Genomic DNA, 11833 nt, shown 5'->3' with positions numbered 1-11833 from the left:
ATGACGAGGTGGATAGCCATTCTAGTTATATGCAGTACAATATTGGGTGGTTGCGGCGAAAAGACGTATAACCCACGTGATATTATCCGTGAAACAGATATTTGTGAAATTTGTAATATGAGTATCGTTCATCATGAATATGCTGGACAAATTGTGCTCACAAATGGAGATTATAAGATTTTTGATGATATTGGGTGTTTGATGGATTATCTGGCGCTAAATGGTGAGGATGAAATTGGCGCAGCCTATATTAAAAATAAAGCAAATAATGAATGGATTGACGTTTATAAAGCTACCTATGTGTACAATGCAGGTTATTGGACTCCGATGAACTATGGAGTACTTGCATTTGCGACGAAGGATGAGGCGCAGGAATGGATGACCAATGAAGGAGAGGGGCAATTATTAGCCTATCAAGATTTGCTGACGTTTAATTGGGGGATTCATGAATGATGTTTGTGAAAATAGAGTTGAAGCAAATTTTAAGAAGCCATTGGATGCAACTAGTAGCTTTTCTTTTTACTTTTGTTTTTGTAGCCATTATTGTCATTCAGCGAATGGCATTACCTGATGTGGAGGGCTTTACACGTCAAACGGCATCATTTTTAAATGTGTTATTGTTTCTATTACCTTTATTTATTATCACCATTGGAAGTATGAGTATAGCCGGCGATATTGAATCTGGCTGGTTTTCATTATTAAAAACATATCCAATGAAAATTGGGCAATATATTATAGGGAAATATGTGGCTATATCACTTGCCTTTTTATTAGTAGTGCTTGTGGCATTTGGCGTTGTCTTAGCAATAGGTGGTCTATTAGGCGGCGTCCAGTTACCGATTATTTTAGTGATCCTTACGTTATTATGTATCTTTATATTTGTCTCATTAGGTATTGTACTGGGGGCAGTGGCTAAAACAAGATTATTTGCACTAGCCTTATCACTTGTTGTATGGTCCTTTTTTTTACTGCTCATTTCTTATGCGTTAATGGCTCTAGGTGCAGTTGTAGCGGGTCATGTTTTACAAAAGCTTACCATTATATCGATACATATTAATCCCGTAGAATGGCTACGCTTTGGTTATTTTATATTCACCAATCAGGCTAGTGTGCTTGGTCCAGCATTTTATGGTGTCACGAGGTTTTATTCGTCAACTTTAGGTCTTGTGTTGTATGTGGTGGTGACGCTTCTTTGGATCCTTCTACCACTTATGCTAGCTACTAAGTTTTCGAAGGAGGTCACACAGCGATGATTCTTTTAGAAGCCAAAAATATAGCCAATGTCTATGAAAATGGTAGAGGTTTAAAAGAAGCTACCTTTACATTACATTCTGGTAAAATTTTAGCGCTGGTTGGGGGTAATGGTGCCGGAAAGAGTACGTTGATCCGTTTACTAACGGGTCAAGAGAAGGGAAAGTCCGGAGAAATGATATGGCATAAACCAGATGTCATTCGTTATATGCCTGATGACGTAAATTTTCCAACCATGCTAACGGCAGCTGAAATTTTTGATCTACTAGCCTCTTTAAAGCAAGTAGATCAAAATGAACAAGAGTGCATATTGAAGCGTGTTTCCTTGTGGGATGTTCGTAATCAACCAGCTAAACAATTTTCTAAAGGGATGCTTCAGCGACTAAATCTTGCGCAATGTTTACTTGGAAGTGGATCTTTGCTGATCTTGGATGAACCGACAAATGGTCTTGATCCATTTTGGATAGCGCAATTAAAAAACGTAATGTTAGAGGAAAAGAACAAAGGAAATACGGTCATATTCTCTACTCACTTGCTGTCTTTTGCTGAAGAAATAGCAGATGATGTATTAGTTTTACATGATGGGGAAATTATAATTTCTGGTGGGATCACTGAAATTTTCACACAAGAAAATTCTACATCTTTGGAAGAAATATGGTTAAAAAGATTAAAATTGTAACATTCTAATGAATAGTGACGTTATATACTAAACAAGGCTTGTTTGACTACGTTCAAGCAAGCCTTGTTTAGTATGTGTTATCGAAGGGAAGAAGTTTCTGATAATTGTTTTACTAGACAAATTTCGATATGCTTATGATAAGTTATCGTGCAATTCACACAATTGTTTGATGAAATGGAGGTTTTTTAATTTATGAATTCTCAAATACAAAATGTGCTAGAAAATATAGAGAAAGTGATGATTGGAAAGAGAGATGTGGCTGAGCTAAGCCTTGTTGCTTTATTAGCGAGGGGGCACGTATTGTTAGAGGATGTGCCTGGTGTTGGGAAGACAATGATGGTTCGTTCATTAGCAAAATCCTTTGATGCGCAGTTTAAACGAATTCAATTTACGCCGGATTTATTACCTTCCGATGTAGTGGGGATCTCTATTTATAATCCGAAGACATTGGAGTTTGAATTTCGTCCAGGACCCATCATGGGGGATGTTATTTTAGCCGATGAAATAAATCGTACCTCGCCCAAAACGCAGTCAGCTTTACTGGAGGGAATGGAAGAAGCTTCTGTTACTATTGATGGTAAAACACTTGCTATTAATCAGCCGTTCTTTGTAATGGCCACACAAAATCCGATAGAACATGAAGGAACTTATCCATTGCCTGAAGCACAGCTTGATCGTTTTTTACTGAAAATAAAGATGGGCTACCCTAGTAGAGGGCAGGAAGTGGAAATTTTACGGCGCGCGGAAAATGGCAAAGCGATTGAAAAGATCGATGCAGTATTGTCGGTAGCTCAATTGATTGAGTTACAAGAGCTCGTTCAAGGAGTGTATGTTGAAGATTCAGTAAAAAATTACATGGTGGAGCTTGCTACTCAAACTAGAGAAAACAGCTATGTTTATTTAGGTGTAAGTCCCAGGGCGACATTAGCCTTAATGAAGGCTTCTCAAGCCTACGCATTTATGAAAGGGCGTAGCTATGTAACACCTGATGATGTCCAATACCTTGTCCCTTTTGTCTTTAGTCATCGTCTAGTTTTAAAGCCAGATGCTCGCTATGATAATGTAACGGCAAGTGAAATTATTGAACGTATCATTGCTAAAACACCAGTACCAACAAAAAGGTTTGCAGAACAATGAAGCAATGGAAAGCTTTTTTAGAGAAAAGTAAACATTTCCTATTAGTAGTTTTCTTAATGATTGTAACGTTTTGTTATGCGATGTTCCAAGGTGGATTTGTTAGTTGGTTTGTATTTTTTACGGTAAGTCCATTTTTAGTGTATGCCTTATTTTTCTTTGTTGTTAGAGAAAGTATCTTAGTAGTAGAGCGCAAAATTGAGCCAGCACATGTAGAACGTGGTCAATCAGCGAAGGTCATGATTTCAATCGAAAGAAAAACACGTTTTCCTTTTGCTTATATGATGATGGAGGAACTTGTAGATAGTGAGGGGTTAGTTCAGGCGAAGCTAGAAAGTTCAACTGCTATAAAATTTGTTGGCTTTAGAAAAAAATTTAACTGGCATTATGAATTAGTAAATATGCCTCGTGGCGAACACCGTTATTTGGGTGTTACGGTCGCTTTCTATGATTTTTTCGGTTGGGCAAAAAAAATGGTTGTGGCCGAGAAAGAACAAACTATTTTAGTGTACCCAAGGCTCAGAGAAATGAAATATTCGGCACTTCAAACAAAATATGATGTTGGGCCAATGATGTCTCCTTATTCCATAGTAAAGGATACTACTATGGCTGTTGGGTTACGAGAATATGTTCCTGGGGATCGTTTTTCATGGATTCATTGGAAGTCATTCGCGAAAACCCAAACCTTACAATCTAAGGAATTTGAGGATAGACAATCTTCTGAGCTAATGTTAGTGCTTGATGCCAAGAAATCAACATTATTTGAGGATAAGATTGAGCTAGTAGCATCTATGCTCAAGATGATCGTGCAGGAACTTGGTGATATTTCCTTTATTTCTGCTGGAGAAGTGACAAAGGTATTCCCTGTTATACAAGGTGAAAAGCAGTTAGATCAGGTTATGTATCATTTGGCAGCTATAAAATCTACTGAGAATGTAAAATTTCGATTTTATGACCAGCAAGCCTTTAAGCAAGTAGCGACATTGCTTTATGTGACTAATGAAGTATCAGAAGAATTCCTACATACTCTTGCGAATATAGTGAAAAGTTGTATTTGTTTTGTCGTGGCAAAACAGCCACCTGTGCAGTCTGAGGTTACATTGCGTTATAAACATATTCAAATTGTTTATGTAGATCCAACAGATTTTTATCATGTATTCACGGAGGTGAAGAAGCCGTGAAACAAACAGTAGGGGAATTTTTAGAGTTAGCGGTCGCCTATATTATAGTCTTCTTTATTTTGCGTGAATGGCTAATACCAATTATGCAATTAACTAATACAGGAGGGTTTCATCTCTTCCTAGTTTTTATTGGCTTGTCCCTAGCCCTAAGTTTATTCCGAGTGCATCCTTTATTATCAGGGATTGTAAAGTTTGGTTATATTACTTGGTGCATTGTCTTTATTTATAGCGAAAGCCCAGTGCTTTCTGGAAAGTCCATATCCTTCTTATTAACAGAATGGAAAGGGAATATGGCCGCCATTATATCAGGTGATTTTGGTCTAGTATCCGATGCCTTTAGAACAGTGCTATTTCTAGTATTAATATGGATGCTTGTTTACTTAATCCACCATTGGGTCTCTGTGCGGAAAAATATATTTTACTTTTTTGCCATGACAGTATTCTTTATTGCTACGTTAGATACGTTTAGTGAATACAATGGGAAAACAGCTATTGTTAAAGTGGTTATATTAGGATTAATGATGACAGGTGTCCTATTTGTCAAACGTTTATGGCTTCAAGTGGGTACAATGAGCAATACGTTTGGGAGATGGAAAATTGTTATTCCGATGCTTGTATCCGTATTACTTGTCGGGACTATCGCCTTCTTTTTACCAAAGACAGGGCCGACATGGGCAGATCCTGTGCCGTTTATTCAAGGTGTTACTGGACAAGATGGAAATGGAACAGGCATGAAATCAGTCGGCTATAGTCAAGATGATAGTCAATTAGGTGGACCTTTCCAAGGAGATAGTACATTAATTTTTACTGCGTCTTCACGTGATCGTCATTATTGGCGTATTGAAACGAAAGATACTTATACGTCAAAGGGATGGATTTTGTCAGAGGGGAACTTCGGAAAAAATGTATATGAGGCAAATGCGCCGATTATGACCTCTTTACAAGTAGGCTCACCTGAAAACGAGCGTCAAATTCAACTGGACATTGCGACCTCGATGCCGTTTTTAATCCAAACATACGGCTTGTTATCTGTTTCGGCTCAAGATTCCACATTATTTATTCAGGACGAGCAGACGGAAAAGATGACTATAGAGCAGCAGAATGATACATCGACATCTTTATCAGGCTATACTTTAACGTATAGTGAGCCTGTCTATAGTATGGAACAGCTGCAATTATCATTCCCAGCCACACTTGAAACGTTAGATTCGTCATTTGATCGCTTTATGCAGCTGCCAGCGCAATTACCACAACGAGTAAGAGATTTGGCGCTGTCGATAACACAGGATAAAACTACGGTTTACGATCAAATTAAGGCAGTGGAAGGTTATTTTAGGACGAACGGTTTTAGGTATGATAAAAAACAAGCGGCTATTCCGGCAGAAAATCAAGATTACGTTGATCAGTTTTTATTTGATACAAAAGTAGGTTATTGTGATAATTTCTCAACTTCAATGGTAGTCCTTTTGCGTTCGATAGGCATTCCAGCTCGCTGGGTCAAAGGATTTGCGCCTGGTACTGCAGGACCCATGTCAGATGGTCTGAGAGAGTATCGAATTACCAATGACAACGCGCATTCATGGGTAGAGGCATATATACCTGGTACAGGTTGGATGGAGTTTGAGCCTACAATAGGCTTTAGCGGCAACGTTAACATTGATTATGATATACCATTAGATACATCCGAACAGGAGGAAATAGTACAGCCAGAGCAAAAACCTGAGCAACCGCAAAAGCAGGAACATGTGTCTAATAAAGAACAAAGTAAATCAATGTTTAGCCTGGATAGGCTATGGACTTGGTTGAAAAAGTTTGCTTATGTTTGGATAATCATCTTCGTTTTATTGATTATCAGTGGGATTGCTTTATACTTGCAGCGCAAGACTTGGCTTCCAAAAATGCATGTTCGAGTCTATCGTAAAAAGACTGCCAATTGGTCTACCTTTGATTCCTCCTATCATATTCTTCTGAAGCAATTATCACGTATTGGATTGCGTATGAGAGATGGGGAAACGTTGCACATGTTTGCAGAACGTGTGGATGCATCATTAGAGACAGATCAAATGCAAAAGCTAACGGCTGTTTATGAGCAACATGTTTATGGGAAGGATAAACAAGAAGTGAATTTCACAAAGCTGAAAGAAAGTTGGGAATATTTAATCAATCGCACTATCGGTTGATTTTAACTTAGACAAAGAGTAAAATGAAAAAAATTAAATGCAAGGATTGCTTTCATATAAGTTCGATAATAAGGTTCGGATGTTTCTACGAAATCACCATAAATGATTTCTCTATGAAGGCGGATGTATTCGCTAGGTGAGAAGTATAGTAAATCACTTTACTTTGCTACGCATTCGCCTTTGTAAATCAACATGAGCTTTTTGAACGCGTAGAAAGATTTTACTTTCTTCGCGTTTTTCTTTGAACAAATGAAATATCCTTTAAAAATAGTAGAAGAGGTGGAAATTTTGACAGCTAGCCCTTTATTAAAAGAGCAAGAAAAAATCGTTGTACTTGACTTCGGTAGCCAATTTAACCAATTAATTACTCGTCGTATCCGTGAGTTTGGTGTATTCAGTGAATTACATCCACATACAATAACTGCAGAAGAAATTAAAGAAATGAACGCAGCCGGTATTATTTTTTCAGGTGGTCCAAACTCTGTTTATGATGAAAATGCTTTCCATGTGGATCCAGCCATTTTTGAATTAGGCCTACCAATACTAGGTATTTGCTATGGTATGCAATTAATGGCACATACAAATGGTGGTAAAGTAGAAGGCGCTGAAACTCGTGAATATGGTAAAGCTGAAATCAAAGTAACTACTTCCAATAAATTATTTGGTGAGTTACCAACTGAGCAAATCGTGTGGATGAGCCATGGTGACCATGTAACAGAAGTTCCTGCTGGATTTGAAGTTATCGCAACGAGCGCATCATGTCCGATTGCAGCAATGGCAAATGTAGAACGTAAACTATACGCTGTTCAATTCCACCCAGAGGTACGTCACTCTGTTTATGGTAATGATTTATTACGTCAATTCGTATTCGATGTTTGTGAGGCAAAAGGTGATTGGTCAATGGCCAACTTCATTGAACTTGAAATCGCGAAAATTCGTGAAATTGTAGGCGATAAAAAAGTATTATGTGCGCTTTCAGGCGGTGTTGACTCATCAGTTGTAGCGGTTCTTATTCACAAAGCAATCGGTGACCAATTAACTTGTATGTTCGTAGACCACAACTTAAACCGTAAAGGTGAAGTTGAGCAAGTAATGAAAACATTTACTGAAGATTTCGATATGAATCTTATTAAAATTGATGCTCGTAAACGTTTCATGGACAAACTTGCAGGTGTATCAGATCCAGAGAAAAAACGTAAAATTATCGGAAATGAATTTATTTATGTATTTGATGAAGAAGCATCAAAGCTTGAAGGTATGGATTTCTTAGCACAAGGTACTCTTTATACAGATATTATTGAATCAGGTACTTCAACTGCACAAACAATCAAATCTCACCATAATGTTGGTGGACTTCCAGAAGATATGCAATTCAAATTGATCGAACCATTAAAAACTTTATTCAAAGACGAAGTACGAGCATTAGGCTTAGAACTTGGTCTAGATGAAAAAATCGTTTGGCGTCAACCGTTCCCAGGTCCTGGATTAGGTATCCGTGTACTTGGTGAAGTAACAGAAGAAAAATTAGAAATCGTTCGCGAATCTGACTTCATCTTACGTGAGGAGATCGCCAATGCTGGCCTTGATCGTGACATTTGGCAATACTTCACGGTATTACCTGATATCCGTTCAGTTGGTGTAATGGGCGATGCACGTACGTATGATTACGCAATCGGTATCCGTGCGGTAACATCTATCGACGGTATGACTTCTGACTGGGCACGTATCCCATGGGATGTACTAGAAAAAATCTCTGTCCGCCTAGTAAACGAAGTAAAACACGTTAACCGTGTAGTGTATGATATTACATCTAAGCCACCAGCAACGATTGAGTGGGAATAGGTCATATATCTAATAACCGTTGAAGCCAGTTCTATAAAGGGTTTCACCGTTGTTTGAATGAGCAATTGCTTATCCACGTGCAATTTTTTAACACAAAAGACTTTCCTTTATTCATGTAATTCATGGGTGAAGGGAGGTCTTTTTTAATTGAAAATAATCCAGTATTTTCTATATTTTAGATAAGAATGATTAAGTTTTGTGCAATAATGGGGCAGTTTAATCCTTATAAATAATGATATGGTGGCTAGGAACGCCTATAAATGGGAGTTTGAAAATAAGTAAGGAAAGTTTAGAGGTCGGTTTCTTTAGCGTAGAAGATGCGCCGAAACTGATTGAAAATGATCACTTTAAAGAGGAACTTTTAAAATGTTTAGATAAAGATCATCATCCATTTTTTATTTCATTGTAGCATTTATTTAGGTGCTTTGATGCTTTAGTTCATGGAGTTTAATCGACTTTAATTGTTTATAAATAATATACTGGTTCAACATCATCAACGGCTAATATTCTATAGTTGGTAGTTTGAGTTGGGTGCTCATCTTACAAGCTTTACATTGAAATAATCAGCAAACTATTGGAGAATGTAGTAAACTAAATGGATGCAAAAAGTATTAGAATTATCAGATTGGGGGGGATTTAAATGGTGGAAAATAAACCAATAATTCATACATTAGCAGTTGGGATGCCAAAAGAATTGATTGATAGTAAAGGGCGTTCGATGATGACAGGTATTGAAAAGCAAAAAATGCAAGAAGTTTATTTGTCAGCTCATGGCTTCGACGGAGATGATGTCGCTGATAAAAAACATCATGGCGGACCTGATCGTGCAGTTTGTTTATATCCTGCGGAACATTACATACAATGGGAACAAGAACTTGGTAAACCATTGCCAACTGCTGCTTTCGGTGAAAATCTTACGGTTACAAATATGCTAGAAGAGGATATTTGTATCGGTGATATTTATAAAATAGGAGATGCTGTCATTCAAATTACACAGGGGCGTGTTCCTTGTAGTACGATCGACAAATATACCGAATCAAACACATTGCTCAAACGTATGATTGAAACTGGTTATACGGGCTTCCTTGCGCGCGTACTAGAAGAGGGGCCAATTTATGCGAACTCGAATATTGAATTAGTAGAAAAGCATCCTGCCCAAGTTTCTGTTTTGTATTGCAACGAAGTATATTTTAAAAACAAAGATGCAGATGCGATGAAACATATCCGAGAAGTTGATGCATTGGCGGAAGATTGGAAACAGAAGTTAGAAAAAAGAATTCAGGTCTTGCAAAGTAAAGTGATGAATTAAAAATTGTAGGCAAGGGAATCTGTCTTAAAATCCTTTAGAATTCGGGTGAGTTCTAAGGGTTTTTTTATATTATAGTGTTCAGTGAATTGTTCAGTACTTAGACTTTTTAGTAGCAGTTTATTAAAATATGAACATTAAATAAGAAAATTACACGAACTTTCGTATTTTATTTTGTAAAATTGTTCGGAAATAGGGTTGAAATCTAAAAAGTGAAATGATATATTACAAATGTAAATTAAATAAGTCGTCGTATAATGTCGGGAATAGGGCCCGTGAGTTTCTACCAAGTTACCGTAAATAACTTGACTACGATTGAGGTTTATATACGTATGTATAAACCCTAATTTATTTCACACATTAATGTGGATGAAATATATCGTAGACATGCGACTAGTAGATTAGTCAGCGTGTCTTTTTTGTTTTCGATATTGAGGACGACCATACGGAGGATTTTTTTATAATGAAAAAATATTTCATGTTTGATGAATTAGGAACTAATTACCGCCGAGAAATAATAGGTGGTATTACAACCTTCCTTGCGATGGCATATATTCTAGCTGTTAACCCAGGTATACTAGAAAATGCAGGGATGGATAAAGGTGCTGTTTTCGTAGCAACAGCATTAGCTGCAGCAGTTGGTTCTTTAATAATGGGTATTTTCGCTAAATTCCCAATTTCACTAGCTCCTGGTATGGGATTAAACGCATTCTTCGCCTTTACTGTAGTCGGGGCTTACGGTATTCCATGGCAAACAGGTTTAACTGGCGTATTCTTCTCTGGGATTATCTTTATCATTTTATCTCTAACAGGTATTCGTGAAACCGTTATTAATGCCATACCAGTTCAACTTAAATATGCTGTTTCGGCAGGTATTGGATTGTTTATTACTTTCGTAGGTTTACAAGGAGCAGGGATTATTGTAGATAGTCCAGCTACATTAGTAACTTTAGGAACTTTCACTGGTGCTACATTACTAGCGGTATTCGGAATTGTTTTATCTGTTATTCTAATTATTAAATTACGCAGTGTTGGTATTTTCTTAGGGATGGTTATTACTGCGATTATTGGTATGGTGACAGGTATTATTGAACCTCCAACGGCAATTGTTTCTGCTATTCCAAGTGTGGATTCTACATTCATGGTGGCACTACAACCACTTGGAGATATTGAATCACTATTTAACGTGAAGTTTTTAGTAGTTGTATTAACGTTCTTGTTTGTAGATTTCTTCGATACAGCAGGGACTTTAATGGCTGTGGCAACACAGGCTGGCTTAGTAAAAGATAATAAATTACCACGTGCAGGTCGCGCATTAATGGCAGATGCACTTGCAACAACAATTGGTTCTTTATTTGGTACATCTACGACTACTGCCTATGTAGAATCAACTTCAGGGGTAGCAGCTGGAGCTCGCTCTGGGTTCTCAGCAGTAGTAACAGCAGTACTTTTCTTAGTAGCATTATTCTTCTCTCCGTTATTAGCAGTAGTAACACCAGCAGTAACAGCACCTGCTCTAGTTATTGTAGGAGTACTGATGGTATCATCATTACGTTTAATTGATTGGGATAAATTTGAGATTGCAGTACCAGCATTCTTTACCGTATTAATGATGCCTCTTGGTTATTCCATTGCTACGGGTATTGCAATTGGCTTCGTGTTCTATCCGATCACAATGTTATTAGCGGGACGTAAAAAAGAAATTCACCCTATGATGTATGGTTTATTCTTTGTCTTCCTGGCGTATTTCATTTGGGTACGATAAATTAAATACATGTTGAAAATCACCTCCATTGTTAAGGATAAGTTCTAACGATGGAGGTGATTTTTTATTATTGGGATAGGAACGGTAAATAATTAAATACTTTTATTGTTATTCTATTCGTCTCTTTTACTATATAAAATAAAGCATAACTATAACGAATTATATAAAGTTGTTTTCACCATTATATAGAAGAAACTCACTTTGTAATAATAAGAATAGTTTTACTTTAATGAAACACTTGCAAACTTTGTTTTATGATGATATATTTAAACACGTTGTTACGAAACAAACGAACAACTTGAAAAATATTAACGTAGACAGTTGACAACGAGTTGACAATATGTTAAATTATAAAAAGTTACTTGAAAGTAACTAGTAAATGAACCTTGAAAACTGAACAAGCAAAACGTAATCAATAAAGTTTTAAGTAACTAGCTTAGCTAGTGAACGAAGCAAAATTTTGGACATCAAAATTGATGCCAGCAAAACAATTTG

10 protein-coding genes and 2 riboswitches are annotated in these 11833 nt (G+C 37.0%); all 10 genes read left to right on the top strand.

The window, feature by feature from the left end; all coding sequences use genetic code 11:
• On the top strand, positions 1-453 hold the full coding sequence (locus MKY80_RS20365; protein WP_043989619.1) for a nitrous oxide reductase accessory protein NosL: 453 nt from the start codon (positions 1-3) through the stop codon (positions 451-453).
• The gene (locus tag MKY80_RS20360) at positions 450-1253 is read left to right on the top strand and encodes an ABC transporter permease subunit (protein WP_237068910.1); all 804 of its coding nucleotides are present in this window, start codon (positions 450-452) and stop codon (positions 1251-1253) included. The genes MKY80_RS20365 and MKY80_RS20360 overlap by 4 nt, the downstream gene beginning before the upstream one ends.
• On the top strand, positions 1250-1930 hold the full coding sequence (locus MKY80_RS20355; RefSeq protein WP_089987292.1) for an ABC transporter ATP-binding protein: 681 nt from the start codon (positions 1250-1252) through the stop codon (positions 1928-1930). Before MKY80_RS20360 ends, MKY80_RS20355 begins: the two co-directional genes overlap by 4 nt.
• Positions 1931-2122: 192 nt before the next feature.
• Positions 2123-3067 (top strand): MoxR family ATPase, encoded by a 945-nt coding sequence (locus MKY80_RS20350; RefSeq protein ID WP_008173686.1) that lies wholly within the window; start codon positions 2123-2125, stop codon positions 3065-3067.
• The gene (locus tag MKY80_RS20345) at positions 3064-4245 is read left to right on the top strand and encodes a DUF58 domain-containing protein (RefSeq protein WP_008173685.1); all 1182 of its coding nucleotides are present in this window, start codon (positions 3064-3066) and stop codon (positions 4243-4245) included. The genes MKY80_RS20350 and MKY80_RS20345 overlap by 4 nt, the downstream gene beginning before the upstream one ends.
• Positions 4242-6425 (top strand): transglutaminaseTgpA domain-containing protein, encoded by a 2184-nt coding sequence (locus MKY80_RS20340; RefSeq protein ID WP_090003215.1) that lies wholly within the window; start codon positions 4242-4244, stop codon positions 6423-6425. The genes MKY80_RS20345 and MKY80_RS20340 overlap by 4 nt, the downstream gene beginning before the upstream one ends.
• A 32-nt stretch (positions 6426-6457) precedes the next feature.
• Positions 6458-6559, top strand: a riboswitch (purine riboswitch).
• A 154-nt stretch (positions 6560-6713) separates the two neighbouring features.
• Positions 6714-8267 (top strand): glutamine-hydrolyzing GMP synthase, encoded by a 1554-nt coding sequence (gene guaA, locus MKY80_RS20335; protein ID WP_089987294.1) that lies wholly within the window; start codon positions 6714-6716, stop codon positions 8265-8267.
• A 232-nt stretch (positions 8268-8499) separates the two neighbouring features.
• A complete protein-coding gene (locus MKY80_RS20330) occupies positions 8500-8676 on the top strand; it encodes a hypothetical protein (protein WP_258955013.1) in 177 nt (58 codons plus the stop codon).
• Between the two features lie 231 nt (positions 8677-8907).
• Positions 8908-9576 carry an MOSC domain-containing protein gene (locus MKY80_RS20325; RefSeq protein ID WP_342530934.1) on the top strand — a complete coding sequence of 223 codons (669 nt, stop codon included), beginning with the start codon at positions 8908-8910 and terminating at the stop codon, positions 9574-9576.
• A gap of 227 nt (positions 9577-9803) precedes the next feature.
• Positions 9804-9905: riboswitch (purine riboswitch) on the top strand.
• Positions 9906-10036: 131 nt separating this feature from the next.
• Positions 10037-11338, top strand: coding sequence for an NCS2 family permease (locus MKY80_RS20320; protein ID WP_008173678.1), 1302 nt, complete (start codon positions 10037-10039; stop codon positions 11336-11338).
• Positions 11339-11833: the final 495 nt, after the last annotated feature.

It is taken from the genome of Lysinibacillus sp. FSL R5-0849, from assembly GCF_038595075.1.
Lineage (GTDB): Bacteria > Bacillota > Bacilli > Bacillales_A > Planococcaceae > Lysinibacillus > Lysinibacillus fusiformis.
The sequence above is the reverse complement of the archived record's forward strand: the minus strand, read 5'-3'. Positions and strand labels throughout refer to the sequence as shown.

Coding starts and splice junctions, on each gene's coding strand:
- MKY80_RS20365 (WP_043989619.1), top strand. CDS start 1: ATGACGAGGTGGATAGCCATTCTAGTTATATGCAGTACAATATTGGGT.
- MKY80_RS20360 (WP_237068910.1), top strand. CDS start 450: ATGATGTTTGTGAAAATAGAGTTGAAGCAAATTTTAAGAAGCCATTGG.
- MKY80_RS20355 (WP_089987292.1), top strand. CDS start 1,250: ATGATTCTTTTAGAAGCCAAAAATATAGCCAATGTCTATGAAAATGGT.
- MKY80_RS20350 (WP_008173686.1), top strand. CDS start 2,123: ATGAATTCTCAAATACAAAATGTGCTAGAAAATATAGAGAAAGTGATG.
- MKY80_RS20345 (WP_008173685.1), top strand. CDS start 3,064: ATGAAGCAATGGAAAGCTTTTTTAGAGAAAAGTAAACATTTCCTATTA.
- MKY80_RS20330 (WP_258955013.1), top strand. CDS start 8,500: ATGATATGGTGGCTAGGAACGCCTATAAATGGGAGTTTGAAAATAAGT.
- MKY80_RS20325 (WP_342530934.1), top strand. CDS start 8,908: ATGGTGGAAAATAAACCAATAATTCATACATTAGCAGTTGGGATGCCA.
- MKY80_RS20320 (WP_008173678.1), top strand. CDS start 10,037: ATGAAAAAATATTTCATGTTTGATGAATTAGGAACTAATTACCGCCGA.